This is a genomic window from Streptomyces sp. NPDC057900 (assembly GCF_042887885.1).
GTDB lineage: Bacteria > Actinomycetota > Actinomycetes > Streptomycetales > Streptomycetaceae > Streptomyces.
On the sequence record NZ_JBHVOI010000006.1, the window covers coordinates 375,158 to 401,147 of the forward strand.

General features: G+C 70.4%; 21 protein-coding genes and 1 riboswitch. Of the genes, 10 read left to right on the forward strand and 11 right to left on the reverse strand.

Features of this window, described 5'->3' with window-relative positions:
* The first annotated feature begins 339 nt into the window (after nt 1-339).
* Nucleotides 340-2,568: a catalase/peroxidase HPI gene (katG, locus tag ACFVQ0_RS24355; RefSeq protein WP_390091307.1), complete on the forward strand. Its 2,229-nt coding sequence runs from the start codon at nt 340-342 to the stop codon at nt 2,566-2,568.
* A gap of 68 nt (nt 2,569-2,636) precedes the next feature.
* Here the strand turns inward: katG and ACFVQ0_RS24360 are convergent, their stop codons facing one another.
* The 4 genes from ACFVQ0_RS24360 to ACFVQ0_RS24375 form a co-directional block, all read right to left on the reverse strand.
* On the reverse strand, nt 2,637-5,918 hold the full coding sequence (locus tag ACFVQ0_RS24360) for a GH92 family glycosyl hydrolase (RefSeq protein WP_390091366.1): 3,282 nt from the start codon (nt 5,916-5,918) through the stop codon (nt 2,637-2,639).
* 277 nt (nt 5,919-6,195) lie between these two features.
* Nucleotides 6,196-6,651 (reverse strand): tellurite resistance TerB family protein, encoded by a 456-nt coding sequence (locus ACFVQ0_RS24365; protein WP_390091308.1) that lies wholly within the window; start codon nt 6,649-6,651, stop codon nt 6,196-6,198.
* 49 nt (nt 6,652-6,700) lie between these two features.
* Nucleotides 6,701-7,282, reverse strand: coding sequence for a TerD family protein (locus tag ACFVQ0_RS24370; protein WP_390091309.1), 582 nt, complete (start codon nt 7,280-7,282; stop codon nt 6,701-6,703).
* A gap of 49 nt (nt 7,283-7,331) precedes the next feature.
* Nucleotides 7,332-7,907, reverse strand: a complete 576-nt coding sequence (locus tag ACFVQ0_RS24375; protein ID WP_390091310.1) for a TerD family protein — start codon at nt 7,905-7,907, stop codon at nt 7,332-7,334.
* A gap of 246 nt (nt 7,908-8,153) precedes the next feature.
* Here ACFVQ0_RS24375 and ACFVQ0_RS24380 point away from each other — a divergent pair, with 246 nt between their 5' ends.
* A complete protein-coding gene (locus tag ACFVQ0_RS24380; RefSeq protein WP_390091311.1) occupies nt 8,154-8,576 on the forward strand; it encodes a BlaI/MecI/CopY family transcriptional regulator in 423 nt (140 codons plus the stop codon).
* A gap of 3 nt (nt 8,577-8,579) precedes the next feature.
* Nucleotides 8,580-9,512 (forward strand): M56 family metallopeptidase, encoded by a 933-nt coding sequence (locus ACFVQ0_RS24385; protein WP_390091312.1) that lies wholly within the window; start codon nt 8,580-8,582, stop codon nt 9,510-9,512.
* A 21-nt stretch (nt 9,513-9,533) separates the two neighbouring features.
* Here the strand turns inward: ACFVQ0_RS24385 and ACFVQ0_RS24390 are convergent, their stop codons facing one another.
* The 4 genes from ACFVQ0_RS24390 to ACFVQ0_RS24405 form a co-directional block, all read right to left on the reverse strand.
* The gene (locus ACFVQ0_RS24390; protein ID WP_390091313.1) at nt 9,534-10,778 is read right to left on the reverse strand and encodes an acyltransferase; all 1,245 of its coding nucleotides are present in this window, start codon (nt 10,776-10,778) and stop codon (nt 9,534-9,536) included.
* A gap of 93 nt (nt 10,779-10,871) precedes the next feature.
* Nucleotides 10,872-11,501 carry a TetR/AcrR family transcriptional regulator gene (locus tag ACFVQ0_RS24395; RefSeq protein ID WP_390091314.1) on the reverse strand — a complete coding sequence of 210 codons (630 nt, stop codon included), beginning with the start codon at nt 11,499-11,501 and terminating at the stop codon, nt 10,872-10,874.
* Nucleotides 11,502-11,555: 54 nt separating this feature from the next.
* On the reverse strand, nt 11,556-13,766 hold the full coding sequence (locus tag ACFVQ0_RS24400) for a HelD family protein (RefSeq protein WP_390091367.1): 2,211 nt from the start codon (nt 13,764-13,766) through the stop codon (nt 11,556-11,558).
* Between the two features lie 209 nt (nt 13,767-13,975).
* The gene (locus tag ACFVQ0_RS24405) at nt 13,976-14,551 is read right to left on the reverse strand and encodes a CGNR zinc finger domain-containing protein (protein WP_390091315.1); all 576 of its coding nucleotides are present in this window, start codon (nt 14,549-14,551) and stop codon (nt 13,976-13,978) included.
* 102 nt (nt 14,552-14,653) lie between these two features.
* Between ACFVQ0_RS24405 and ACFVQ0_RS24410 the strand changes: the two genes are divergently transcribed.
* Nucleotides 14,654-15,826 carry an epoxide hydrolase gene (locus ACFVQ0_RS24410; RefSeq protein WP_390091316.1) on the forward strand — a complete coding sequence of 391 codons (1,173 nt, stop codon included), beginning with the start codon at nt 14,654-14,656 and terminating at the stop codon, nt 15,824-15,826.
* Between the two features lie 278 nt (nt 15,827-16,104).
* Nucleotides 16,105-16,662: an FABP family protein gene (locus ACFVQ0_RS24415; protein WP_390091317.1), complete on the forward strand. Its 558-nt coding sequence runs from the start codon at nt 16,105-16,107 to the stop codon at nt 16,660-16,662.
* Nucleotides 16,663-16,749: 87 nt separating this feature from the next.
* Here the strand turns inward: ACFVQ0_RS24415 and ACFVQ0_RS24420 are convergent, their stop codons facing one another.
* Nucleotides 16,750-17,565, reverse strand: a complete 816-nt coding sequence (locus ACFVQ0_RS24420) for an alpha/beta fold hydrolase (protein WP_390091318.1) — start codon at nt 17,563-17,565, stop codon at nt 16,750-16,752.
* Nucleotides 17,566-18,006: 441 nt separating this feature from the next.
* Nucleotides 18,007-18,195, forward strand: a riboswitch (cyclic di-AMP (ydaO/yuaA leader).
* A 3-nt stretch (nt 18,196-18,198) separates the two neighbouring features.
* Between ACFVQ0_RS24420 and ACFVQ0_RS24425 the strand changes: the two genes are divergently transcribed.
* From ACFVQ0_RS24425 to ACFVQ0_RS24435, 3 genes are all read left to right on the forward strand, one after another.
* Entirely contained in the window at nt 18,199-19,113 is a 915-nt protein-coding gene (locus ACFVQ0_RS24425) for a transglycosylase SLT domain-containing protein (protein WP_390091319.1), read from the forward strand.
* Nucleotides 19,114-19,288: 175 nt separating this feature from the next.
* Nucleotides 19,289-20,368 carry a dihydrodipicolinate reductase gene (locus ACFVQ0_RS24430; RefSeq protein ID WP_390091320.1) on the forward strand — a complete coding sequence of 360 codons (1,080 nt, stop codon included), beginning with the start codon at nt 19,289-19,291 and terminating at the stop codon, nt 20,366-20,368.
* The gene (locus ACFVQ0_RS24435; RefSeq protein WP_390091321.1) at nt 20,365-20,844 is read left to right on the forward strand and encodes a carboxymuconolactone decarboxylase family protein; all 480 of its coding nucleotides are present in this window, start codon (nt 20,365-20,367) and stop codon (nt 20,842-20,844) included. The genes ACFVQ0_RS24430 and ACFVQ0_RS24435 overlap by 4 nt, the downstream gene beginning before the upstream one ends.
* A gap of 116 nt (nt 20,845-20,960) precedes the next feature.
* On the opposite strand, the gene ACFVQ0_RS24440 is transcribed toward ACFVQ0_RS24435, so the two are convergent.
* Nucleotides 20,961-22,604, reverse strand: coding sequence for a GMC oxidoreductase (locus tag ACFVQ0_RS24440; protein ID WP_390091322.1), 1,644 nt, complete (start codon nt 22,602-22,604; stop codon nt 20,961-20,963).
* A gap of 192 nt (nt 22,605-22,796) precedes the next feature.
* Between ACFVQ0_RS24440 and ACFVQ0_RS24445 the strand changes: the two genes are divergently transcribed.
* Nucleotides 22,797-22,985, forward strand: a complete 189-nt coding sequence (locus ACFVQ0_RS24445) for an antitoxin (RefSeq protein WP_390091323.1) — start codon at nt 22,797-22,799, stop codon at nt 22,983-22,985.
* Between the two features lie 109 nt (nt 22,986-23,094).
* Here the strand turns inward: ACFVQ0_RS24445 and ACFVQ0_RS24450 are convergent, their stop codons facing one another.
* Complete coding sequence (locus tag ACFVQ0_RS24450; RefSeq protein ID WP_199884421.1) at nt 23,095-23,265, reverse strand: hypothetical protein; 171 nt, start codon at nt 23,263-23,265, stop codon at nt 23,095-23,097.
* A gap of 154 nt (nt 23,266-23,419) precedes the next feature.
* Between ACFVQ0_RS24450 and ACFVQ0_RS24455 the strand changes: the two genes are divergently transcribed.
* The gene (locus ACFVQ0_RS24455; RefSeq protein WP_390091324.1) at nt 23,420-25,975 is read left to right on the forward strand and encodes a SpoIIE family protein phosphatase; all 2,556 of its coding nucleotides are present in this window, start codon (nt 23,420-23,422) and stop codon (nt 25,973-25,975) included.
* The last annotated feature ends 15 nt before the right edge of the window (nt 25,976-25,990 follow it).

The window sequence follows — 25,990 nt, forward strand, 5'->3', positions numbered from 1 at the left end:
TCGCGCAGACCCGTCTGTCGTATTGACTTGGACTAGGTCCATCGTAGGATCGGTTCCGGCTGACAGCCAAGGGTCAGGTCAACAGCAGGGGAAAGTGCGTGGCTTCAGGAGACGGGTGCGCTCACGCCGGCATCCGGACCGTGACCGCCTCCATCGGGAGGCGATCGCCTTCGGGGCGCCGGTACGCGCGCGCCGCCGCGATCGCCCCGCGAGCCCGTCACCGCCGTGGCCACCACGCTCAGTGCCATCAGGGCCATCACACCCGGATCCATCGCCACCCTCGGTTCCACCACCCTCAGTTCCAAAGCAATGTGATCCGCCCCGTCCGGAAGGATTTCCATGACTGAGAACCACGACGCGATCGTCACCGACCCGAAGCCCGAGGAGGTGTCCGGTTGCCCGGTCGCGCACGGTCGCGCGCCGCACCCGACCCAGGGCGGCGGAAACCGCCAGTGGTGGCCGGAGCGGCTCAACCTGAAGATCCTCGCCAAGAACCCCGCCGTGGCGAACCCCCTCGGTGAGGACTTCGACTACGCGGAGGCCTTCAAGAGCCTCGACCTCCCGGCCGTGAAGCGGGACATCGCCGAGGTGCTCACCACCTCGCAGGACTGGTGGCCCGCCGACTTCGGCAACTACGGCCCCTTCATGATCCGGATGGCCTGGCACAGCGCCGGTACCTACCGGATCAGCGACGGACGCGGCGGCGCCGGAGCCGGCCAGCAGCGGTTCGCACCGCTCAACAGCTGGCCGGACAACGCGAGCCTCGACAAGGCCCGCCGACTGCTGTGGCCGGTCAAGAAGAAGTACGGCAAGAACCTCTCCTGGGCCGACCTCATCGTGCTCACCGGAAACGTCGCCCTGGAGTCGATGGGCTTCAAGACCTTCGGCTTCGGCGGCGGCCGCGCGGACGTGTGGGAGCCCGACGAGGACGTCTACTGGGGCCCCGAGACCACCTGGCTCGGTGACGAGCGCTACACCGGCGACCGCGAGCTGGAGAACCCGCTCGGCGCCGTCCAGATGGGCCTCATCTACGTCAACCCCGAAGGCCCGAACGGCACCCCGGACCCCATCGCCGCGGCCCGCGACATCCGCGAGACGTTCCGCCGGATGGCGATGAACGACGAGGAGACGGTCGCCCTGATCGCGGGCGGCCACACCTTCGGCAAGACCCACGGCGCTGGCCCGGCGGACAACGTCGGCCCCGACCCGGAGGCCGCCCCGCTGGAGCAGCAGGGCCTCGGCTGGCAGAGCACGTACGGCACCGGCAAGGGCGCCGACGCGATCACCAGTGGTCTGGAGGGCATCTGGACGGACACCCCGACCGCCTGGGACAACAGCTTCTTCGACATCCTCTTCGGGTACGAGTGGGAGCTGTTCAAGAGCCCGGCCGGCGCCCACCAGTGGCGGCCGAAGGACGGCGGCGGCGCGGGTACCGTCCCCGACGCGTTCGACGCGTCGAAGACCCACGCGCCGACCATGCTCACGACCGACCTCTCGCTCCGGTTCGACCCGGCGTACGAGGAGATCTCGCGGCGCTTCCACCAGAACCCCGAGCAGTTCGCCGACGCCTTCGCCCGCGCCTGGTTCAAGCTGACCCACCGCGACATGGGCCCGGTCGTGCGCTACCTCGGCCCGGAGGTCCCGGCCGAGACGCTGGTGTGGCAGGACCCGCTCCCCGCCAGGACGTACGAGACCGTCGACGCCTCTGACGTCGCCTCGCTCAAGGCGCAGATCCTCGATTCCGGCCTGAAGGTGTCGGAGCTCGTCTCCGCCGCCTGGGCGTCGGCCTCCTCCTTCCGCGGCAGCGACAAGCGCGGCGGCGCCAACGGTGCACGCATCCGTCTGGAGCCGCAGAACGGCTGGGCGGTCAACGAGCCGGACCAGCTGGCGCTGGTGATCCGCCTCCTGGAGAGCGTCCAGGAGACCTTCAACTCCGCGCAGTCCGGCGGAAAGCAGGTCTCGCTCGCCGACCTCGTCGTGATCGCGGGTGCCGCGGGCGTCGAGAAGGCGGCCAAGGACGCCGGCTTCGACATCGAGGTCCCCTTCACTCCGGGCCGCGTCGACGCGTCGCAGGAGCAGACCGACGTGGAGTCCTTCGTCGAGCTGGAGCCGGCCGCCGACGGGTTCCGCAACTACCTCGGCAAGGGCAACCGGCTGCCGGCCGAGTACCTGCTGCTCGACCGGGCGAACCTGCTCACGCTGACCGCCCCCGAGCTGACGGTCCTCGTCGGCGGTCTCCGGGTCCTCGGTGCCAACTACCAGCAGTCCTCGCTCGGCGTCCTCACCGACACCCCCGGGGTGCTCACCAACGACTTCTTCGTCAACCTGCTCGACCTCGGGACGACGTGGAAGCCGACGTCCGAGGACGCCACCACCTTCGAGGGCCGCGACGCCACCGGTGCGGTGAAGTGGACCGGCAGCCGCGCCGACCTCGTCTTCGGGTCGAACTCGGAGCTGCGCGCCGTCGCGGAGGTCTACGCGAGCGACGACGCGAAGGAGAAGTTCGTGAAGGACTTCGTCGCCGCGTGGGACAAGGTCATGAACCTGGACCGGTTCGACCTCGTCTGATCACCACGAACGGGCCGTCGCGGCAAGGGAACCCCTTGCCGCGACGGCCCGTTCCGGTGCCGGGTGCGTCAGGCCGTGGCCACCGCGAACACGTGGATCACTCCGCCCTGCGTGGTGGACGGCAGGGTCACGCTCGCCAGTTGCTTGCCGGCCTGGAGCGCGATCGGGGCGGTGGCGAAGATCTCGGTGCCCACCGGGTCCGTGCCGCCGCCCTGGACGTCGCGGTACGCGGTGTGCACCGCGACGGTGTTGCCGAACGACGGCTTCTGAGCGCCGCCGCCCAGCGTCCAGTCGCTGAAGCCGATCTCCGCCTGCTGCGTGGTGCCGTCGGTGTACGTCAGCGTCGCCTGCCCGGAGGCCGAACCCTCGGCCGCGCTGCCCAGCAGGCTGAGCTTCGTGTCACCGGAGGCCGGGGGAACGTTCAGCACCTGCGGTTCGGTACCGGCCACCTCGATGTTGTCCGGGTCGCCCGCCGCCACCTCGGGCCAGCCGAAGTCGAAGCCGCCGGACGAGACCGTTCTGCCCGGTTCCGCGCCCGCCGCGGCGAGCGCCTTGGCCGAGTAGCTCCAGCCCTCGCCGTCGAAGTTGGCCTGCGGGTTCTCGTCGTCGGCGGAAATGGCCGTGCTGTTGCGGTTCCACAGCATGCTGTTCTTCTCGGCCACGGTCACGGAGGCCGAGGTCTTCGGGAGCTCCTCACCCGTGGATGACTTGAGCGTCACCGGGACCGTGTAGTGGCCCTCCGCCGTGTCCGCTGCGGCCGACACCTTGAGCGCGGCGCTCACCGAACCGCGCGCCGGGACGGTGAAATCGCCCTCCGCCGGAGTCACCGTGACACCGGCCGGAGCTTTCGCCGTCCAATGCACCGTGGTGGCCTTCGTCTCTATGCTCTGCACCTTGACGGTGGTCTCCACGCTTCCGGAGCCCGGCTCGATCTTCAGCTGGTCCGGAGTGGCGCCGGTGAAGTACTTCAGACCGCCGCCGGGGAAGGACGGCGGGGCGTCGGCCTTCGCCGCGCCCCAGGAGGTGTCCGCCGCGGAGCCGAGGGTGTAGTCCAGCCTGCCGCCGTGCGTGACGAGCGAGGCGGGCACCCACGGCTTGGTGGAGGTGCGGCCGTTGACCTTCAGACCGTGGATGTAGGAGTTGTCCGCGGAGGCGGCGGGCGCGTCGACCGTGATCGATTTTCCGTGCCCGGTGTGCACCACGGCGTGCGGGAACAGCGGTGCGGTCAGCGTCAGATCGGCCCGGCTGGGATTCTGCGGGTACATGCCGAGAGCCGAGAAGACGTACCAGGAGGACATCGTCCCCGCGTCGTCGTTGCCGGGGATGCCGCCAGGGGTGTCGGTCCAGAGCTGGTCCAGCTCCGCGCGGACCGTCTCCTGCGTCTTGTAGGGGGCGCCCAGGTAGTCGTACAGGTAAGGGGCGTTGATGTCCGGCTCGTTGGTCGCGTCGTAGCGTGTGTCGTCCTTCGCCGAGAAGTCGAACTTCCCGTCCGGTGTGCGGAAGAAGGCGTCCAGCCGCTTCACCGCCTGGTCGTCACCGCCCATCGCGCCGGCGAGGCCCGCCACGTCCGAGTACACCATCCAGGTGTAGCGCGCGCTGGTCCCCTCGACGAAACCGCTGCCGGTGCCCGGCGTGAAGGTGCCGGCCCAGGTGCCGTCGGCCTTCCGGTCGCGGATGTAGCCGCCCTGCTGGGTGGCGTTGGCGTCGAAGACGTTCGTCCAGTTGCCCGAGCGGTCCAGGAACCTCTTCGCGTCGGCGGTCCGGCCGGTCTGCCGGGACAGCTCGGACAGTCCGTAGTCGGCCGCCGCGTCCTCCAGCTTCTCGGCCGCGCCGCCCCAGCAGTGGCAGTTGTCCGCCGGTACGTACCCGAGCTCCAGGTACTTGTCGAGCGCCGGCCGCTGGCCCACGCACTCGACGTTGCAGCCGGAGCTGTCCGAGTCGTTCGCCGTGGGCACCGTCGCCGCCTTGACCAGCGACTTCAGGGCGCCCTTGACGTCGAAGTCATGGCCGCCGAAGGCGTAGATCCCGGCGAGAGCCGCGTCGGAGGGGTCGCCCGACATCACACTCGTCTTGCCGTTCTCCAGCAGCCAGCGGTCCCACTCGCCGCCGCGCTGGCCGGCGTAATTGTAGAGGGACTGCGCGTAGTCGCTGCCCGCCTTCGGGTTGAGCAGCGTCATCAGCTGTACCTGTGCGCGGTACTGGTCCCAGCCGGAGAAGGTGCCGTACTGGGCCTTCTGGCCCTTGGCGAGCCGGTGCGGCTTGCGGTCGGCGCCGAGGTAGCGGCCGTCCACGTCGCTGGTGAGGGTGGGCTCCAGCATGGAGTGGTAGAGCGCGGTGTAGAAGGTGGAGCGCTGGGCGTCGGTGCCGCCGCCCACCTCGACCGACTTCAGCGTCCTGTTCCAGACATCGGCCGCCCGGTGCCTGACGGAGTCGAAGCTCTCGTGGGGGCCGTTCTCCGCACGGAGGTTGGCCTCGGCGTTCTGCGGGCTGACGTAGGAGACGGCGACCTTGGCCCCGGCCTCCGTCGTGCCGTCGGCGAAGGTGACGTACGCGCCGGAGCCCTTGCCCTCCACGGCGTTGCCGGACGAGCTGTACCCCGTACCGCCGGACGCCTCTGTGGAGCCGGGCTGGACCGTGCCGTCGGTCCAGGTGCCGGTCTTCGCGAACGCCTTGTCGAAGTGGGCGGTGAAGTAGAGCGTGTAGAGGTCCTTGCGGTTGTTCGCGCTCTGCGGGCCGCAGAAATTGCCCGCGGTGACGGAGCCCGTCACGGTCCGGGCCGCCTTGTCGATCCTCACGGTGGCGCGGGTGCTGCCGCTCTCCGAGTTCGAGGTCCGGAAGAGCACGCTCGCGGGCTTGCCGGCCGGGAAGCCGAACTTTCCGGAGCCGGTCCGGGCGGTCGTCGTGAGCGCCGCGGACGCGCCGCTCGCCAGGCCGACCTTGTAGTAGCCGGGAGTCGCGGTCTCGTCGGCGTGCGAGAAGTCGCTCGCGTACTTCGCGTCGGTGGTGTCCGAGCTGGGCGAGGAGTCGACGTCACCCACGTACGGCATGATCGGGATGTCGCCGTTGGCGCCCGAGCATCCGACGCCGTTGAGGTGGGTGAGGCTGAACCCCCGGATCTTCTTGGCGTCGTACTGGTAGCCGCCGGGAGCGGGCGTCGAGACCTGCTTGCCCTTCGAGTTCTGCGGGCTCCAGGCCAGCATGCCGAACGGCTGGACCGCTCCCGGATAGGTGTTGCCCGCGTTCGATGTGCCGATCAGCGGATCGACGTACGAGACCGGGTTCTTGACGGTGCTGTGGGGGGAGGCCGCAGAGGCGGGGGAGGCCGTGGTGGCCAGTCCCAGCGCGGCCATGGCGGCGACGGCGACGGAACTGATGACTCTGAGCCCGGCGTGGGTCCGGTGGTTGTGCGTGTCTGACACCGTTCCTGCCCTTCGTGTATGACGAACGGTCAACGCGCCGGGAGCGGGTACGCCGTGACCACTCCGCGACGGCGTCGCTCCCGACAACGTTGTCAACGACGTGAGGATGCTCCTCCTGCCGCTCCGGGGTGTCAAGGAAAGGTGTGCGGGAACGACGACGCAGGGCGTGCCGCGTACGAACAGCGGCACGCCCTGCGGGGCCGATGGGTTACAGGTCGAACTCGGCCGGTGCGATGCCGGCCGCGAAGCAGGCCTCGCGGACCACGGCGCGCTCGGTGGCGTCGAAGTCGCCGTCGGCGCCGCCGATGACGATGCCGATCTGGATGACCGCGCGGGCCTCGGTGGGCTTCTTGCCGACCTTGCCGATGGTCTGGAGGAGGCTGACCTTCCCGAAGTCGAAGTCCGAGATCAGCTGCTGGCAGTAGTCGTTGAACCGGCGCTGCAGATCCTCCGCGGGGAAGTTCCGCAGTACTTCGTTGCCCGCGATCAGAGAGGCCACCCGCTGCCGCTCCGCGGGGTCGATGGAGCCGTCCGCCGCGGCCACGAGGGCGCACATGGCCAGGCTCGCGTCGCGGAAGGCCCCGCTCTTCAGGTCGTTCTTCTTGGCGTTGAGCTGCGTCTGCATCGTCGACGCCGATTCCTTGACGCGGTCCCACAGTGCCATTCGAAATACTCCAGGGTCGGTCGAAGTGATGAGTTCCGGCGGGAGGTTGTCACAGATGCGCGGCGACGGCCGGCATCAGGTCCTGGAAGGTGCGGCCCTGGGCCGCGGTACCGATGGCGGTCATCTGCCATCCCGCACCGGACCGCTGGACCTTGGCCATGATCTGCGCGGTGTGGCGCCCGCCGCCGGTCAGTGTGTAGCGCGCCAGTTCCTGTCCGGTGGTCTCGTCGACCAGTCGGCAGAACGCGTTGTCGACCTCCTCGAAGGTCTGGCCGGTGAACGAGTTCACGGTGAAGACGATCTGGTCGACATGGGCCGGGACGCGCTGCAGATCGACGACGATCGACTCGTCGTCACCGCCCTCGCCCGCGCCGCCGACCCGGTTGTCACCGTTGTGCCGGACCGAGCCGTCGTCGCTGGTCAGGTGCTGGAAGAAGACGACGTCCTGCGGGGCCGTGCCCGCGAAGAGGACGGCAGAGGCGTCGAGGTCGATCTCACGGGCGGCCAGCCGGGCGAGGAACCCCCTGCGCGGCGCGGACTTCCAGCCCAGACCCATGCGTACGACGGTGAGTTCACCGCCGCCCGTCTTGGTGAGGCTGATCTGCTGGCCCTTGGTCAGGTTGACGGTCATGGCTCCACTCTCGGCAGGGGGCGGCGGTTCGACGGTGACCCGGAGCGGGTCAGAGGCTGACTCCGAAGTCGGCGACGATCCCGCTGAGCCCGGCGGCATAGCCCTGTCCGACGGCGCGGAACTTCCACTCGTCGCCGTTGCGGTACAGCTCGCCGAAGACCATGGCCGTCTCGGTGGAGGCGTCCTCGCTGAGGTCGTAGCGGGCGATCTCGGCCCCACCGGCCTGGTTGACCACGCGGATGTAGGCGTTGCGGACCTGGCCGAAGCTCTGGCCGCGTCCCTCCGCGTCGTGGATCGAGACGGGGAACACGATCTTGGCGACGTCGGCCGGTACGCCCGCGAGGTCGACCTTGACGATCTCGTCGTCGCCCTCACCCTCGCCGGTGAGGTTGTCGCCGGTGTGCTCGACCGAACCGTCGGGGCTCTTCAGGTTGTTGTAGAAGACGAACTGCTCGTTCGAAGCGACCTTCCCGGACTCGTTGCACAGCAGGGCGCTGGCGTCCAGGTCGTAGTCCGTGCCGGTGGTCGTACGGACGTCCCAGCCGAGACCGACGAGGACCGCGGTCAGCCCGGGGGCCTCCTTGGTCAGCGAGACGTTTCCGCCCTTGGCGAGGCTCACTCCCATGGTTTTCTCCCTCTACCTACACGTAGTTCCGCGTTCAGCGGTTGGTGAACTGCGCACCGCGGCGACCGCGCGTGATCGCGCGAACGCCGAGTGCGGCATCTGAAATCTACAGCACTGTAGAGTTTGTACGCGGAGTACGGCACCGGGCTCCGCCGGGCTCACGCGACGTCCGGGCGGCTCGGTAGTATGCACCGGCGTCCGGCAGTTGAACGAGCGGCCGGGCAGTCGTGCGAAAGGGGCCGCGCCGTGGGCGGAGAGAAGGACAGCCGGCCGCAGGAGCCTCGGCCCCGCCGCCGTGGCCAGGGCGAGCTGGAGACCCAGGTGCTGACCGTGCTGGGCGGAGCGGGTGAACCCGTCACCGCGGCGTGGGTGCAGGAGCGGCTCGACGGCGGCCTGTCGTACAGCACGGTCATCACCATCCTGACCCGGCTGCTCGGCAAGCAGGCGGTCACCCGTACGGGTTCCGGCCGCCCCGTGCTGTGGCAGTCGACCGCGAACGGGGCCGGTCTCACCGCGTTCCGGATGCGCCGGCTCCTCGACCAGCGGGACGACCGGGACGCGGTGCTGTCCAGCTTCGTCTCCGCGCTCTCGCCGGACGACGAGGAACTGCTGCGGTCGCTGCTCGGCGAGAGCGGCTCCGGCCCGGCCGCGGACGAGTCGGAGAGTTGACCGATGGGTGTCTTCGTCTGTCTGCCCCTGGTCCTGCCTCTCACCGCGCTGCCCATCGCGCGCCTGGCCGAGCAGCACCTGCACCCGCGAAGCGCCGCCCGTCTGCTCGCGACGATCGCCGTGATCCTCGCGTCGTGCAGCACCGTCTGTCTCGGTCTGCTGGCGGTGGTCGGCACGGCCCAGCTGCCCGGCAACCCGCTCCCCGACGGCTGGTCCGACGACGAGGTCAGGAAGGCCGTTCCGCACGACAGGTTCGTCGGCAAGACGGCGATCGCCGCACTCGTGACCGTGGCCGCGGGCTGCGCGTCCGTCCTGTGGCGCCACTACCGTTTCCGGTCCCGTGCGCACCGCACACTCGCCGGACTGCCGACGACGGCCGAGGTCGCCGTACTGCCCGACAGTGTGCCGTACGCCTACGCGCTGCCCGGCTCGCCCGGCCGGATCATGGTGTCCTCCGCGATGCTCGACTGCCTGACGGAGGCCGAGCGGCGGGCGCTCCTCGCCCATGAACGGGCCCATCTCGCGGGCAAGCACCACCGTCTGCTGCTGGCCGTTCAGCTGGCCGGCTGCGCCAACCCGCTGCTGCGGCCGCTGCGCGCGGCCATCACGTACAGCACGGAGCGCTGGGCCGACGAGGAGGCCGCGGTCACCACCGGGGACCGGCGGCTCACCGCTCGTACGGTCGGCAAGGCGGCGATCATTTCGCACCGGGCCGCCACCGAGACCGTCGCGGCGTTCGCCTCCGCCGGTCCCGTCCCCCGGCGGGTCGCCGCGTTGCTGGGGCCCGTGCCGCCGGAGCAGGGCTGGCCGCCGGTGCACACCCCGACCGGGATCGCCGCGTCCGTCGCCGCCGTGGGCACCGCTCTGTCGACGCTGTCCTCGCTGAACGCGGCCTTCGCGCTCTTCGTCGCGCTCGAAGCGGCGACGCCGCTGTAGGCCCCGGCTGGGCGGCCCGGCTCACAGGACCCGGCGGAACCCCGGTATCCGGCGCAGCGCGTGGGCGGCCGCGAAGCCGGCCGGCACCGCGCAGGCCGTGACGAGTGCGAACGCGCCGAGCGCCGGAAGCCCATGGCCCGCCACGGCGAACTGGAGGGCCACCACGATCGGTACGTGGATCACGTACATCGCGAAGGAGTCGGCCGCCAGGGACCGGCTGAACCGGGTGTTCCACCGCGCCTTCTCCCGGAAGAGGACCAGCAGCCCGGTGCACAGGGCGACGCAGAGCAGGCTGTCGGCCCCGGACCACAGCAGCGAGGCCCCGTTCGCGCCGCCCGCCGCGAAGAACGGGGCGTCGGCGCCCACCGCGAACAGCAGGACGGCACCGGCGAGTCCGATCCACAGCCAGGTCCAGCCGGTCCGTGCGGGAAGCCGGTCGAGCCAGTCGCCGCGACGGGCGAGTATCCCGAGGACGAAGAAGGCGGCGTACTGCGGCACCCGGGCCGGCTCGACCTGGAGGAAGTCGAGGAACGGCACCCAGGTGTCGAGGGGATACCGCACCCGGACGGCGAACGTCGCGCCCGTGAGCACCACGGTGAGCGCCACCGGCGCGAGGTGTCCGGGCACCCGGCGGGGCGGAAGGGGGCCCGGGGTGGCTACGGGGGCGGGGGACCGGCGGACGGAGCGGGCCACCAGCCGGCACAGCGCGTACAACAGGCTGTAGGCCAGCAGGTTCTGGATGAACCAGAGGTGTCCGAACTGCAGGTCGGGCCAGGACGGTCCGGTCCAGTCCGCGGGCCGCTCGCCCAGCCCCAGGTACACATCGGCGAAGTACCGGGGGAAGGAGATGTCCGGATAGCCGCGGTAGTGCGCGTAGTAGGCATACATCAGCCCCGGTACGAGGGTCAGCGCTCCCGCCAGTACCGGCACGCCGAGGCGGAGCAGCCGGCCGCGGACGAACGACCGGCCGCCGCGCCGGGCGTACGAAGCCGGCACGAAGTAGGCCGAGACGAAGAAGAAGAGGCTCATGAAGAACGTGCCGTCGAGCGCGGAGAGCGTGGCCAGGACGCCGGTGCGCGGCCCGCCCTCCACGTACCACCAGTCGGCCGGACCGTAGGCCTGGGCGCAATGGTGCGCCACCACCAGGGTGATGAGGGCGATGCGGAGGGTGTCGAGCCAGTCGAGACGTGGGCCCTTCGCGGGGTCCGGAGAGACCGGCGGCGTGCCGGTGTCGGCACCGAGGTGCGCGTTCATGTGTGTGTTCATCTGTTCACTATGCTCAACACATGTACACCCGAACATCGGGGAAATCCCTGAGAGGGCGTCAGGGTTCTTCCGCGGGTGCGGGGTCGGGGCCTGTCAGGCGGCCGGTCCGGCCTCGCCGGTCGCATCGTCGAAGAGACCGTGCAGCAGCAACCGCTGGTTGGCGGCGCTGCGTTGGGCCAGCACCTCGGGCGCGAACATCGGCCGGTCGAGGCCCGGCTGCATCACCCGCTCCAGGAGCAGGGGTCCGAGTACGAGGCAGAGGATCTGGAACGGGGCCCAGGGCTGCGCGCCGGGGTCCGTCCTGACGCCCCCGGCCGTCGCGAGCCGCTCCAGCTCGCCCCGCGCGCCCCGCAGCAGGCGGGCGAAGAGGTCGGCGCTCGCCTCGCTGTCCTCCAGCAGGACCTGCCGGAGGTACCCCCGCAGCACCGGATCGGCGCCGAACAGCCGCGCCGAGACATCCCCGAGCGAGGCCATCAGATCGCCGGACCCCGACCCGGCCCCGGCGAGAGCCTCCCCGATCCGGCCCAGCACCTCCTCGTCCACCGCGGCCCGCAGCCCCTGCTTCGAGCCGAAGTGCCGGGTGACGAGCGCGGGCGACAGTCCGGCCGCGGCCGCGACCGCCCGCGTCGAGGTGGCCTCGAAGCCCCGTTCCGCGAACAGCTCCAGCGCGGACCGCCGCAGCCGCGCCCGTCCCGTCAGGTCCTCATGAGCCACGTTTTCCATTCCGGGAGGCTAACCGAGCCGGTACGCCGACGGCCGGGCAGCGCCCGGACGCCGTCAGCGCAGCGACTCGGGCAGCTTCTCCCGGTGGATGACGCCCAGTCGCTGCGTGGCACGGGTCAGCGCCACGTACAGATCGCTGGTTCCGTACCGGGCCGGCTCCACGACCAGTACATGGTCGAATTCCAGCCCCTTGGCCTGCCTGGGTTCGAGCAGCACCACCGGGCGGGTCAGATCGGGCTCCGCGCCGGCCGTGACCCCGTCGAGCGGGGACGCGATCTCCGCGTGGAGCGCCGTCGGCGCGATCACCGCGAGACGTCCCTCCTCGGGCGTCAGCTCCGAGACGGCCCGCGCCACCGCGCCCGCCAGATCGTCCCCCGCGTCCCGGATCCACGGCACCTCGCCGGTGGACCGCACGGAGCCGGGCGGCTCGAAGGAAGGGTCCTCTGCCCGTACCACCCGGGCGGCCAGCTCCATGATCTCGGCGGGCGTACGGTAGTTGACCTTGAGCGCGGTGTGCTCGAAGCGGTCACCCACGTACGGCTCCAGGATCTTCTCCCACGAGCCGACACCCGCCTCCTCCGAGGTCTGCGCGGGATCGCCCACCAGGGTCATCGCGCGGGTCGGTGAACGGCGCATCAGCAGCCGCCACGCCATGGGCGACAGCTCCTGTGCCTCGTCGACGATGATGTGACCGAACGCCCAGGTCCGGTCGGCGGCGGCGCGCTCCGCCGCGCTGCGGTGATCGGCCTCCTCCTGCCGCTCCGCCATCCGTTCGGCGTCGATGATGTCGTGCGCGGCGAGCGTTTCGGACTCCTCGTCCTCGAACTCGTACGACTCCGAGCCCCTCGACAGCTCAAGGACGCCCTGCGCGTAGGCGATCCGCTCCTGGCGCTCGGCCTCCGCGGCGGCCCGCTCGGCGCTGTCGTCGACCCCCAGGAGCTCCGCCACCTCGTCCAGCAGCGGGACATCGGCGGGGGTCCAATTACCTTCGCCGGGCGCGCGCCGGATGGCTTCGGCGTCCTCGTCCGGTACGTATCCGGGCCCGGCCAGATAGTCGGTGAGGAACCCTTCCGGGGTGAGGGGCGGCCACAGCTCGTCGACCGCGGCGTGCACCTCCTTGCTGAGCGCGACGTTCCTGCCGAGCTGGGCGACGTCGTCCGGACCGAGGAAGTTGGGCCCGCCGTGCGGGTCGGCGCCGATGAGCTCGGTGAGCTGCGAGGTGAGGGCGTCGATGATCCGGAAGGCGAAGTGCGGGCGGGCCAGGTTGTGGGGCAGCAGGGTGTCACGGGCCGCCTGCCGGGCCTCGTAGGCGATCTCCCAGTCCAGGACGAGGTCGCCGTCGTCGTGCCGGATGATCATCGGGGCACCGGGCTCGGGCAGCTGCTGCCGGTCGCGGACGGCGAGCGCGAGTGCCTCCGCCATCGCCGCGCCGCCCTTGACGGCGGCGGCGCGGCGGGTGTCCGTGCCGTCGGCGTGGACCCCGGGGTAGAGCTCGGCCTGGGTGGCGAGCAGGACACCGGTCTCGCCGAGCGCGGGCAGCACCTCGCCGATGTAGCGCAGGAAGGCCGGGTTCGGGCCCACGATCAGGACGGCGCGCTTGGCGAGCAGCTCGCGGTGCTCGTACAGCAGATAGGCCGCGCGGTGCAGCGCCACCGCTGTCTTGCCGGTGCCGGGGCCGCCCTCGACGACGAGGACACCGCGGTGCGGGGCACGGATGATGCGGTCCTGCTCGGCCTGGATGGTCCGCACGATGTCGCCCATGCGGCCGGTGCGGGCGGAGTTCACGGCCGCGAGCAGCACCGCGTCGCCGCTCGGATCCTCGAAGCCGGTGCGCTCCCGGTCCCCGACGTCGAGGATCTCGTCGTGCAGCTCGGTGACGGTGCGCCCCTCTGTGGTGATGTGCCGGCGCCTGCGCAGCCCCATGGTGGTGTGACCGGTGGCGAGATAGAAGGGGCGGGCCACCGGCGCGCGCCAGTCGATCAGCAGGGGGGTGTGCGCGGTGTCGTCCTCGCGGATCCCGATACGGCCGATGTGGTGGGCCGCGCCGGTGGCGAGGTCGATGCGGCCGAAACACAGCGACCCGTCCACGGAGTTCAGGGCAGCCAGCAGACCCGAGCGTTCGGCGACGAGCACGTCGCGCTCGTGACGGGCCTGCAGCCCGGTACCGACCGGGGTCAGGGCGTCCTGGACGTGCTGGGCGGCGACTCCGCGCAGCACGTCGACACGGTCGTAGAGCCGGTCGATGAATTCCTGCTCCCCCTGCAATTCGGAGCTTTCCCGAGTTGACAAAATGGCTCCCTGCCGGATATGGTCTTGCTTAGTGGCCCCCGGTGAGGGGCCTTTTCTGTGGGCGCACAGAAACACTCAATATACCTGGGAAAATCCCCGGCCCGCAATTGCGGGCCGGGGATTTTGCGGTTGTGCGCATCGACGGCGCGACCCGCGATGCCCAGGTGGGCGCGCCGAGGTGGCGATCACTCCGCCGGACTGGGGCTCTTGCGCTGGTTGGCGTTGAAGCGTGCCTTCTTCTGACGGTTCCCGCATGTGTTCATGTCGCACCACCTGCGGGTGCGGCTCCGGCTGGTGTCGAAGAAGGCGGCCCGGCAGGTGGGCGACGCGCACAGGGCCAGTCTTCCGTCCCGCACGCCCGAGATGATGCTGATCGCGTCTGCGGCGATCACGCCGAGGGCGTCCTCCGTACGGGAACCCGGGCCGAGCTGCCATCGCCGCGCGCCCCCAGGCGTCAGGACGGCCGTGGCCCGGCCCCTGGTGCTGTGCTCGTTGATGATCTGGACGGCGGACGCGGGGAGAGCGTCCCCGGTCGCGGCCGCTGTCGCGGCGGCGTGGATCGACTCCCTCAGTTCCCGGGCGAGATCGAGCTGGGCACCGGTGCAGGAGTCCACGGCGAGACCGTAGACCGCCAGCCAGTCGATGAGCCGGTGCGGGGCGGGAATGCGCTCCACCGGGTTGCCGTGACGCTCCGACAGGGTTCCCGTGAAGCTGGTCGCCAGCACGCTGCCGAGGCGGAAGTCGGGGAACTCAGCTTGCATGGAACCACCTTAGCCGGTTGCGTGCCGACGAGAAGGCGTAGTAGAACCGCCTTAGACGGTTCGCGATGTGCGCGGCCGGTTCCGCGATGGCCTGGAGGTCTCATGCCCCGTCCGACCGGCGATGTGCGGGCGTTCGAAGCGCACGTGCCAGACGCCGACCTCGACGATCTGCGTGCGCGACTGGCCGCGGCGCGCCTGCCGGAGGCCGAGACGGTCCGCGGGGCCGCGCCCGGCCCCCGCCGATGGGAGCAGGGCGTTCCGCTCGCCGACCTCGTCGATGTCGTGAACTACTGGCGCACCGAGTACAACTGGCGGTCCTTCGAGGAGCGCCTCAACCGCATCGGTCAGTTCCGCACGACCATCGACGGTCTGGGAATCCACTTCCTGCACCGCCGGTCCCCGCGCGTGGACGCGACTCCGCTGCTCCTGACGCACGGCTGGCCGGACAGCATCGTCCGGTTCGCCGATGTGGTGGAGGAGCTGGCGGATCCGGAAGACGCGGCCGCACCGGCGTTCCACGTCGTGGTGCCCTCGCTGCCGGGATTCGGATACAGCGAGAGGCCGGCCATCACCGGGTGGGGAACCGAGAAGATCGCGGCCGCATGGGTGGAGCTGATGGAAAGGCTCGGCTACAGCAGGTTCGCGGCCCACGGCGGTGACTGGGGAGGCAATATCACCACGGTCCTCGGCGGCAGATTCCCGGCACACGTTCTCGGCATCCACACCACGTTCGCGGAGGCGCCGCCCGGAATGACCACGGACGGACTGACCGCGACCGAGCGCGAATGGGCCGAGGAAACCGCCGACTTCTGGCGCCACCGCGCGGCGTACGCGAAACAGCAGGCGACCCGGCCGCAGACCATCGGCTACTCGCTCGTCGATTCACCGGTCGGGCTTCTTGCCTGGATCCTTGACAAGTTCGCGGAATGGTCGGATACCGAGGACAGCCCGTTCGAGAGGATTCCCGTCGACCGCGTTCTTGATGACGTCACCCTTTACTGGCTGACGCGAACCGGTGCCTCTGCGGCCCGTATCTACTACGAAAGCCACAACTCGCTGGACCCCGGACTTCGGGTCGACGTTCCGTCAGCACTCACCATGTATCCCCGCGACGTCGAGAAATGCCCGCGCCCCTGGGCGCGGGAACGGTACCGGCGGATCGTCAGATGGTCGGAGCCGGAAAGCGGGGGACATTTCCCGTCGCTGGAGGTTCCCGGGTATTTCGTCAAGGATCTGCGAGAGGGGATCGCGGCAGTGCTGGCGGCACATCGGTGAACGCGGCCGGTCCGCCCACCCCACCGGCCCGCCAAGCCGTCGGCGAATGCGGCTACGGCAGGTTCTCCGCCCGCCGGACTTCCGCCGGGCGGATCTACCCGCGAGCGAAGGGGCTCTCGGAGACGGAGGGGTGATCCGCTGCCCGAGGCCGAGTCCAGCGGCTGACCCCCTCATTGCCCCGCCGGCAGCGCGACGTACCTGCCCGGCGCCGGATCAACGGGACAGCCCTTAGGCTGCCAACCGGCACCGGCACCGTCCCCGACCCAGGAGCGCGCAAGATGTTCGAACCCGCCCAGCCGCACCCGTACCCCGACGCGTTCCGGCCGGACGCGGCGCCTGCCCCGCACGCTCTGCTCGCGCCGCTGAGCGGTTTCCTGGGCACCTGGGCCGGGCGGGGGAGCGGTGAGTACCCGACGCTCGCCGAGGAGTTCCGGTACGCGCAGCAGGTGACCTTCAGTCACGACGGGCGGCCCTTCCTCCATTACGAGGCGCGCGCCTGGCTGCTCGACGCGGACGGCGCCCCGTTGCGGCCGTCCGCACGGGAGAGCGGCTGGTGGCGGATGCAGGCGGACGGACGGGTGGAGGCGCTGATCACCCAGCCCACCGGTGTCGCGGAGATCCTGACGGGCCGTGCGGCCGACGGCGTGGCCGACCTCGCCACCCATCAGGTCGCGCTCGCGCCCACCGCCAAGGAGGTCAAGGCCACCCGCCGTCGCTACACCCTGACGGATGACGGCACGCTCGAATTCGTCCACGACCTCGCGGCGGTCGGCCGGCCGCTCCAGCACCACCTTTCGGCGCGACTCCGGCGCGAGGGCGGCAGCCGGCCGCACTGATCCGCTCACCGTCACGGGGGCGCCGGCCGCCGTCCCGTCCGACGGCGCCCCGGCTCGGACCTCGCTCGGACCTCGCTCCGACCCCGCTCAGACCTCGGACAGCACGTCCCGCAGCCGGGCGGCGAACGCCCGTGGATGCGTGGTGTTGCCGTTGTGCCCGCCGGGGAACGGGACGACCTCCCGGCCGACCACTTCGGCGAGGCTCTGTGCGCACTGGCCGACGAAGACGGACGACGCCATGGCGCCGCCGCTCGCGGGCACGATGCGTACGGGAGTCGCCCGCAGTGCTTCCCGGTCGAGCTCGGATTCGATGACGGCGGTGAAGTCGCGCTCGATGAAGAAGCCGAAGTTGGCCACACGGCGCGGGGTGAGCGGCATCGGAGTGAGCCCCGGTTCGGTCTCCTGGCGCGCCGGGTCGATGCCGAGGACCCGGGCGATCTCGGGGAAGGCCGCTGCCAGGCCGCCGTCGCGGTAGACATCCTGAAGGTGCGCCAGCTCGGCGGCGTGCCGCTCGCGCCGTCCGGTGGGCAGCAGGGACGGCGCGACCGGGTCGTGCGCCACGAGCAGCCCGAGCTGCTCGGGGTGGGCGAGCGCCAGGTGCAGCCCGATGGCGGCGCCCATGCTGCACCCGAGCATCAGGGCGGGCTCATCGGTCAGTTCGGCCAGCAGCCGGTGCACGTCGTCGGCGTGCTGCGCCATGGTGACGCGTTGCCCGGGATCGTCGAGCGTGCTGCGGGAGAGGCCCCGGCGGTCGTAGGTGACCACGGTCCAGCGGTCCACGAGCCGGTCGACCAGGTCGGTGCTGCGGTCGGCGTCGCCCTCACCGCTCTGGGAGACGAGCAGCAGGGGCCCGGAGCCACGGGTCTCGTAGTGGAGCGTGGCGCCATCGGTGTCGAGGAACATCGGGTTCTCCCGGTCGCAGTGGTGGGCGGCGCCATGAGCGCCGGCCGATGAACCACACCGTAGTGCATCTATTTCGATGCATCAATGGAGATGCATCTGTGGGGTACGAGGTCGCGGGTGGTGTGGTTGCCGGGGGTGGTGAAATGTCCTTATTGGGTGGTTAATCGCAAACGCCATCAATGGTCACCCTGGGCCCCTTTATGTACGGCCCAAAGGTCGGGGTGCCGGGCAAATCGCCCTTTTCGGGCTCAGTGGTCAGCGTCACCTTCCCGGCCCCGGACGCGGTGCGTCCGGCCTCGGTTCCCTGCTGTGCCAAGAAAGTTGACTTCCCCCGGCAGGTCTGATGCTGAGCATTTCCTTTAATTGATCTTGCGAATCAATTGGGATCAAGAATTCCGGGCTTGTTTCGTCCGGCGTTTTTCGCTTACGGTCACCGTCAATCCGGATGGAACGCCGAATCCTGCCGCCGTCCGGGAACCCGACCCACTCACGTACGGCAGGAGCGGGGGACCCAGGTTTACTGCCGGTCCGGAATCCGGAGCGGCTTGGGGTTAAGTCGCCATCACGTGCGGCCGGACATCTCCAGTCCGAACCCGACAGCTCACCTCGCAGGCGGCGGAGAGGAAATACGCCATGCCCATCACGGGTAAGTACCGTCGTTTCAAGTCCACCACCCTGACCCGCGGCTTCATCGCCGTGAGTACGGGCGGAGTCGTTCTCGCGCTCCCCCTGATCGGTGCCGGATCCGCTTCTGCCGCACCGGCGCACCCCGCCGTCGCGGAAAAGTCGGCATCCTCGACCCCCTTTGCGGCCAAGGGAATTGCGGCCCACAAGGCGGAGTCCACCGTCTATTCCGTGGTCTCCGGCGATTCGCTTGCCAAGATCGCCCGTGGGCATTCCCTCAGCGGTGGCTGGGAGCGGCTCTACCAGGACAACCGGAGTGCGGTCGGCGGTAACCCCGACCTGATTCACCCGGGCCTCAAGCTGACCATCGGCGCCAAGTCCGCCGCCGTGGCCCCGAAGGCGGCTCCCACCGCCGATTCGAAGGCCGCCACCGAATCGAAGCCCGCGACCGACGCCGCGCAGTCGTCCGACCGGTCCGAGGGAACCGACCGCGCCGACCGCTCCGAGCGGACGGTCGCGCCCGTCGCGGAGAAGACCGCCGCCACCGGGACCACCGCCACCGAGACCGCGGCCACCGCTCCCGCGCAGGCCGCGACGGCGTACACCGACGACCTCGACGGCTGGATCAAGGAGTCGCTCGCCGTCATGGCCCAGAACGGCATCCCGGGCAGCTACGACGGCATCTACCGCAACGTGATCCGCGAGTCCTCCGGCAACCCGCAGATCGTGAACAACTGGGACTCGAACGCCGTCGCCGGCACACCCTCCAAGGGTCTCCTCCAGGTGATCCAGCCCACCTTCGACGCCTACCACGTGGCCGGTACGTCGATGGACATCCTCGACCCGGTCGCCAACATCACCGCCGCCTGCAACTACGCGGCGGCCACCTACGGCTCGATCGACAACGTCTTCGGCGCCTACTGACATACCCCGGCTCCGCCTTAGGGAGGAACCGGGCGCAGGGGCGGGAAGGGCCACGCGGCTCCTTCCCGCCCCTTTCGCGTGCCGTGCGGCCCCCGCGGACCCGCTCGGGGGCGCCCCGCAACCGGGTGCGCGATGGCACTATGAACCTTTCATCCCGCGCGCTACCCTCCGCCGCATGATTTCCACGGTGGTCTGGGGAACCGGCAATGTCGGCCGCGCGGCCATCCGCGCCGTCGAGGCCCATCCGGCCCTGAAACTGGCGCATGTGCTTGTTCACGATCCGGGCAAGGTGGGCCGCGACGCGGGCGACCTCGCCGGGACCGGCCGCGATCTGGGCGTCGCGGCGACCGACGACATCGACGCGGTGCTGGCCACCGCTCCCGGCGCGGTGGTGTACGCGGCGTCCGGGGACATCCGCCCCGACGAGGCGCTCGCCGACATCACCAGGGCGGTCCGGACCGGGGCGGTGGTCGTCACCCCCGCCCTGTACGCCCTCTACGACCAGCGGAGCGCCCCGCCCGAGCTGCGCGACCCGGTCCTGGCCGCTGTCGCGGACGGCGGCGGCTCCCTGTTCGTCTCCGGTGTCGACCCCGGCTGGGGCAACGACGTGCTGCCCCTGATGATCAGCGGACTCGGCAGCACGGTCGACGCGATCCGCTGCCAGGAGATCTTCGACTACTCCACCTACGACCAGCCCGACGCGGTCCGCGACCTGATCGGCATGGGTCACCCCATGGAGTACGAGCCGCTGATGCTCGCGGCCTCCGTCCCGACGATGGTGTGGGGCGGGCAGCTGCGGCTGATGGCCAGGGCCCTGGGCGTGGAGCTCGACGACATCCGCGAGACCATGGCCCGGCGGCCACTGGAGACGACGGTCACCACCCGGACCATGGGCGAGTTCGCGGCGGGCACCCAGGGCGCGGTGCGGTTCGAGGTGCAGGGCATCGTCGGGGGCGAGCCCCGCATCGTCATCGAGCACATCACCCGCATCCACCCCTCCTGCGCCCCGGACTGGCCGTCGCCGCCCGACGGCGCCGGTGCCCACCGCGTGATCATCGAGGGCCGTCCGCGCATCGAGGTCACCGTCGAGGCCACCGACGAGGACGAGAACCGCTCGGCGGGCGGCAACGCCACCGCGGTCGGCCGGCTGGTGAACGCCATCGACTGGCTGGTGGACGCGGAGCCCGGACTCTACGACGCACTCGACGTCCCCCTGCGCCCCGCAGCCGGCCGACTCGGAAGGAAGCAGCCATGATCATCGACATACCCGAGGGCCAGGAGCCGATCGGATACGTGTGGGGCGACATGGTCCCCGGAATCGGGATGGCCGCCGCGAACTTCTCCCTGTCGGTGTACGAGCACACCACGCTGGGCCTGCGGGAGTTCGAGGCCGCCCGGCTGCGGATCGCCCGGATCAACGGGTGCCTGTTCTGCCTGGACTGGCGCACCGAACGGGACGGCGAGAAGGTCGAGGACCAGTTCGCCGACGCGGTCGACCAGTGGCGCACCACCGAGGCCTTCGACGACCGGACCCGGCTGGCCGCCGAGTACGCCGAGCGGTACGCCCTGGACCACCACGGCCTGGACGAGGAGTTCTGGACCCGGATGACCGCGCACTACAGCCAGCGCGAGATCGTCGAGCTGAGCATGAGCATCGGCTCCTGGCTGGCGTTCGGCCGGCTCAACCACGTACTGGGTCTCGACGCCGTGTGCGTGCTGCCCGGCCACTGAACCGTGCGCCGGACGCCCCGGGCCCGTGCGTCGCGCCCCGGGCCCGGGGCGTAACCAGGAGGAGACCCGCTCCGTCATCCCCTCCTGGCCGGCCGGCCTGCCGCACCGGGCCGGTGTCACAGATCGGTCGCGATGATCTTCTCGATGTTCCGTTCGGCGAGTGCCGTGATGGTGACGAACGGATTGACGCTGGTGTTGCCGGGGATCAGCGCGCCGTCGATCACGTACAGGCCCGTATACCCGTGCAGGCGGCCGTAGTTGTCGGTGGCCCGGTCCAGCACCGCGCCCCCGAGGGGGTGGTAGGTGAGGTGGTCGCCCCAGATCTTGTACACACCGAACAGGTCCGTCCGGTAGATCGTCCCCTCCTTGGCATTGATCTTGTCGAAGATCGTCTTGGCCATGTCGATGGACGGCTGCTTCCACGCGGTCTGCCAGTTCAGGTCGACCTTGCCCGTCGCGGGGTTCCAGGAGAACTGGGCCCGGTTCGGGTTCTTCGTGATCGACAGGTAGAACGAGGCGAACGTCTCGATCCCGGTCGGCAGCGGTGCGACCTCGGCGAACGCGCCGCCGGCGGCCCAGTTGTCGATGCCGCCGCAGGGAATGCTCGCCTGGACCGCCCCGGTCGGGTCCCACAGGTGGTTGGCACGGCCGCACATGACGTTGCCGTTGTCGCCCCAGCTTTTGCCGATCTCGTCGTTGAGAGCGGGCAGCTTGCCGGTCGCCTTCAGCTCGGTCAGCAGTTTGCTCGTGCCGACGCTGCCGGCCGCGAAGAACACCTTGTCCGCGGTCACCGTCTTGGTGGCCTCCGTGCTCCCGTCGGTGCGCAGCTGGTCGATGACGACGGTGTAGCCGCCGGCCGACGCCGGAGAGACCGAGGTCACCTTGTGCAGGGGAGAGATGGTGACGTTTCCGGTCGCCATGACCTGGGCGAGGTAGGTCTTCTGCAGCGACTTCTTGCCGTAGTTGTTGCCGTAGAGGATCTCACCCGCCAGTGCCGACTTGGGTACGGTGCCGGCCGCCTCCTGCTCCATGTAGTCCCAGTCGTACACGTCCGGCACGAAGACGAACGGGAAGCCTGAGCGCTGCGCCTGCTTGCGGCCGACCCGGGCGTACTTGTAGCAGTCGACGCTGTCGAACCAGGCCGGGTCCACGGTGCCGACGCCGAGGCCGGAGTTGGCGCGCGGGTAGTAGGTGGAGTACATCTCGTCGGCGTTGACCGTGGGGAGGACGGCGCCGAAGTTCTCCCGCTTCGGGGTGACGGCCATACCGCCGTTGACCAGCGAGCCACCGCCGACGCCGCGCCCCTGGTAGACCGTGATGCCGCTGAAGTCCTCCGCGTCCAGGATTCCGGTGTAGCGGGGGATCGACCGGTCGATGGGGAAGCCGAGGAAGTTGCTGAGGGGCTGCTTGGTCTTGGTGCGCAACCAGTACGAGCGTCCGTCGGGGCTCGTCGTGTTGGCGAAGATCTTGCCGTCGGAGCCGGGGGTGTCCCAGGACATGCCCATCTCGACCATGTGCACCTTGATGCCCGCGCGGGCGAGCCGCAGCGCTGCCACGGAGCCGCCGTACCCGGTGCCGATCACCAGGACCGGGACGTGCTCCCCGCTGCCGATCACGGTGGCTTTGGCGCGGCTCGCCGCCTGGGCGACGGTGGCGTGTCCGGAGAGGGCCGCAGCCCCCACTATGAAACTTGTTCTAGCGATGAATCTGCGACGCGAGACACCGCTCGATCCCTTGTCGGGTAAGCTTGAGTCCGTCATGTGACGTTCCTCACTCTCGATCGAATGGGAACGAGTTCTACTGGCGCTCGCGTAAGAAGTCACTACATACCTGCGAGTAATTTCTCCGCGGTCCGGCCGCCTGCGGGCCGCCACCGCCCCGTCTCCTCCGGGTGCGGCGCCCGGGTGTCGCGTGGATGCTGGGAGGGTCAGCGTTCCATGAGGAGGACAGTCATGAGCATGCTCGACAAGATCAAGGACCTGATGAAGGGGCACCCGGACCAGGCCCGCCAGGGGGTCGAGAAGGGTGGTGACCTCGTCGACAAGAAGACGGGTGGCAAGTACGGCGGCCAGGTCGACTCCGCCCAGGAGAAGCTCAATGACCAGCTCGGTGACAAGCGGCCGCCCGCCGGCGACCGGTAGGCGCCCCGCAGGTCCCGCCTGCCCCCGCACGGTCGCGACGGAGCGGCGGTCGCCATCGATGGCGACCGCCGCTCCGTTCGTTCGTGGGCGACTTCGGTTCCGATGGGGGTCAGTTGTGGCCGAACTTCCGCTCGCGCCTGTGCGAGACCTGCTCCGAGATCGCCTTCACCCCTTCGGGTGCGGGCGCGGTACTCGTCTGTTCCTTGGGCTCCGCGGTCGCGGAGTGCTCATGGCCTCCGCTGCGGGCGCCGCGGTTGTGTCGGCTCTGCTTCTTGCCCATGATCGTGCCTCCTGTGCGGATGTCGGACGATGGGCCGCCTTTCGGACTCGCATACAAGTGTAAAGGGTGCATTTACGTATATAGGGGGCCTCTCTGTCCTGTGAGGCCCCTGTCTGACGTGCGGAGCACGGCTGCCGGGGAGCATGCTGGGTGGGTGACCTGGTACAGCGCGGCCCGGGGTGCTCCGCTCGGCGAGGGCGTCGGTGTGCCCTGGAGGCTGAAGGACGGCCGGGCGCCGGACGAACTGTCCCTGGTGCTCGCCCAGGCCGTCGTGAACGGGATCGAGGCCGCGGGCGGCCAGGCGGGCGGTGCCTTTCTCCGCTCCCGCACCCCGGGACTGCTGCGGCTGGCGGTGCTGGCGGGACTGCCCGGACCGCTCTTCCGCCCCTGGTGGCGGATGCATGTGAACCGCCCGTTCCCGGTGGCCGACGCCTTCCGCAGGAACCAGGCCGTCCACCTCGCCGACCCCGAGGAGGCCATGCGCCTCTACCCGCAGCTGATGGCGGGCCTGCCGTTCCCGTTCGGCTCCCTGTATGTGCCGGTCAGCTGCGACGGCGAACCGGTCGGCGTGCTGATCGTGCTGCGTCCGGCGACCCCCGGAAAGCCGGTGGGAACAGCGGAACGACGCGGGCTCGACAGGGTCGCGGAGGAGCTGGGCGCCGCACTGACGGAGCTGGCGTCCAGCGGTACGGAACCGCGCTGGGACGAGGAGCCGCTCCCCGTCCAGCTGCCCGCGGGCAGCTCGCCGCCCGTACGGATCGGCCGCTTCGACTGGGAGCTGGCCGGCGGCGCCGTCGTCGCCGACGCCGAACTGTGCGCGATCCTCGGCACGGAGCCCGACCAGTTCCCGGGGACCATCGACGCGCTGGCCGCACGGCTGGCTCCGGAGGACGTCTACGGACTGTGGACCCTGGCCCGCCAGGCGGCGGGATCGGGCGGCCCCGTCGTACGCAGGATGCGGTTGCGCGGCCCCGACGGCCGCTCCCACCTGCTGGAGGTCTCCGGCCGGCGGGAAGGCGGGACCGGGGCCGGTGCGGCGAGCCACCTGACCGGTTTCCTGGTGGACCTCGGCATCGGCCCGGTCGTTCCCGAGGCGGCCGACCGGCTGCCGAGGGGCATCTTCTCGCTGGACCGCTTCGGCCGGATCACCTACCTCAACGACCTGGCCGAACAGATCCTCGGCCACGCCAGGTCCGAACTGGTCGGGCGGGTGCTCTGGGAGGTCCTGCCGTGGTTCGCCAACCCCGCGTACGAGGACCACTACCGGTCCGCCATGATCTCCGACGAACCGGTCCACTTCCTCGCCCGCCGCAACCCGCCGCCCTGGCTCGCGATCTCCCTGTACCCCGGCCACGAAGGGCTGACGGCCGTACTCACCCCCACGGAGGAACCCTCCTACGCGCCGGGCTCCGTGTCCTCGCCCGGGCTGGGCCTCGGTTCCCCCGCAGACCGCTCCGCCGCGCTCTACCGGCCGGTCGCGCTGGCCATCGCGCTGACCGAGGCCGTCACCGCCCGGCAGGTGTCCGCCGTGGTGACCGAGGAACTGCTGCCCGCGTTCGGCGGCAGGCAGCTCGCGATCTACCTCCTCAAGGAGGGCCGCCTCTACCTGGAGTGGGAGACCGGCTTCCCCAAGGGCTTCCTCGACGGCTTCGACGGCGTCGGACTGGACGCCCGCATCCCCGGTGTGGAGACGCTGACCTCCGGCCGCCCGATCTTCTTCGAGTCCATGCAGCACCTGGGCGCCGCCTACCCCGGCATCCCGATGGACGCGGATGTCGGCGCCCGCGCTTTCCTGCCGCTGATCGCCTCCGGACAGCACGTCGGCTCCTGCATCCTCGGCTTCGACCAGCCGCGCGGCTTCAGCCCGGAGGAGCGCACGATCCTGACCGCGCTGGCCGGTCTCATCGCCCAGGCACTGCAACGGGCCCAGCGGTACGACACCGAGGCCGCCCTCGCCCGCGGACTTCAGGACGTCCTGCTGCCGCACCGGCTGCCCGTCGTCGACCACGTCGCCACCGCGGGCCGCTACCTCGCGGGCACCCAGGGCATGGAAGTCGGCGGCGACTGGTACGACGTCATCGAGACGGGCGACCGGGTGGCCCTGGTCATCGGGGACGTCCAGGGGCACGGCGTCTCGGCCGCCGCGACCATGGGCCAACTGCGCAGCGCCGTAAGGGCCTTCGCACTCAGCGGGCACGATCCGCAGGAGGTGGTGAGCGGCACCAACCGGCTCCTCATCGACCTCGACCCCGGCCAGTTCGCCAGCTGCTGCTACATCGTCCTGGACCCCGCCACCGGGATCGCGCAAGCCGTGCGCGCCGGGCATCCGCAGCCTGTGCTGCGCCACCCGGACGGCACGGCCGAGGTGCTCGACCTGTCGGGCGGAATCGTGCTCGGTGTCGCACCCGACGCCTCCTACCCCGTCAGCGAACTGCACCTGGCCACGGGCGCGATGCTCGCCCTGTACACCGACGGCATGGTCGAGCAGTCCGGAACGGACATCGACGTCGGCATCGAACGGCTGCGCCGCACCATCGCCGATTTCGGCCCGGCCCCGCTGACCGAAACGGCGGACCACGTGATCGCACGGGCCAGGCAGGCCCCGGACCGGCCTGACGACATCGCCCTGCTGCTCGCCGCCCGCTGGGAGGGGACACACGACGCCCACGGCACGGACGGCGACGCGGACAGCACGGCCCGGACCCGGTGAGCGCGGCTCGGGCCC

Excerpts from the sequence above, each read along its gene's own strand:
- katG (WP_390091307.1), top strand. The coding sequence starts at position 340 with ATGACTGAGAACCACGACGCGATCGTCACCGACCCGAAGCCCGAGGAG.
- ACFVQ0_RS24360 (WP_390091366.1), bottom strand. The coding sequence starts at position 5,918 with ATGGCCGCGCTGGGACTGGCCACCACGGCCTCCCCCGCCTCTGCGGCC.
- ACFVQ0_RS24365 (WP_390091308.1), bottom strand. The coding sequence starts at position 6,651 with ATGGCACTGTGGGACCGCGTCAAGGAATCGGCGTCGACGATGCAGACG.
- ACFVQ0_RS24370 (WP_390091309.1), bottom strand. The coding sequence starts at position 7,282 with ATGACCGTCAACCTGACCAAGGGCCAGCAGATCAGCCTCACCAAGACG.
- ACFVQ0_RS24375 (WP_390091310.1), bottom strand. The coding sequence starts at position 7,907 with ATGGGAGTGAGCCTCGCCAAGGGCGGAAACGTCTCGCTGACCAAGGAG.
- ACFVQ0_RS24385 (WP_390091312.1), top strand. The coding sequence starts at position 8,580 with ATGGGTGTCTTCGTCTGTCTGCCCCTGGTCCTGCCTCTCACCGCGCTG.
- ACFVQ0_RS24390 (WP_390091313.1), bottom strand. The coding sequence starts at position 10,778 with ATGAACACACACATGAACGCGCACCTCGGTGCCGACACCGGCACGCCG.
- ACFVQ0_RS24395 (WP_390091314.1), bottom strand. The coding sequence starts at position 11,501 with ATGGAAAACGTGGCTCATGAGGACCTGACGGGACGGGCGCGGCTGCGG.
- ACFVQ0_RS24405 (WP_390091315.1), bottom strand. The coding sequence starts at position 14,551 with ATGCAAGCTGAGTTCCCCGACTTCCGCCTCGGCAGCGTGCTGGCGACC.
- ACFVQ0_RS24410 (WP_390091316.1), top strand. The coding sequence starts at position 14,654 with ATGCCCCGTCCGACCGGCGATGTGCGGGCGTTCGAAGCGCACGTGCCA.
- ACFVQ0_RS24415 (WP_390091317.1), top strand. The coding sequence starts at position 16,105 with ATGTTCGAACCCGCCCAGCCGCACCCGTACCCCGACGCGTTCCGGCCG.
- ACFVQ0_RS24420 (WP_390091318.1), bottom strand. The coding sequence starts at position 17,565 with ATGTTCCTCGACACCGATGGCGCCACGCTCCACTACGAGACCCGTGGC.
- ACFVQ0_RS24425 (WP_390091319.1), top strand. The coding sequence starts at position 18,199 with ATGCCCATCACGGGTAAGTACCGTCGTTTCAAGTCCACCACCCTGACC.
- ACFVQ0_RS24430 (WP_390091320.1), top strand. The coding sequence starts at position 19,289 with ATGATTTCCACGGTGGTCTGGGGAACCGGCAATGTCGGCCGCGCGGCC.
- ACFVQ0_RS24435 (WP_390091321.1), top strand. The coding sequence starts at position 20,365 with ATGATCATCGACATACCCGAGGGCCAGGAGCCGATCGGATACGTGTGG.
- ACFVQ0_RS24440 (WP_390091322.1), bottom strand. The coding sequence starts at position 22,604 with ATGACGGACTCAAGCTTACCCGACAAGGGATCGAGCGGTGTCTCGCGT.
- ACFVQ0_RS24445 (WP_390091323.1), top strand. The coding sequence starts at position 22,797 with ATGAGCATGCTCGACAAGATCAAGGACCTGATGAAGGGGCACCCGGAC.
- ACFVQ0_RS24450 (WP_199884421.1), bottom strand. The coding sequence starts at position 23,265 with ATGGGCAAGAAGCAGAGCCGACACAACCGCGGCGCCCGCAGCGGAGGC.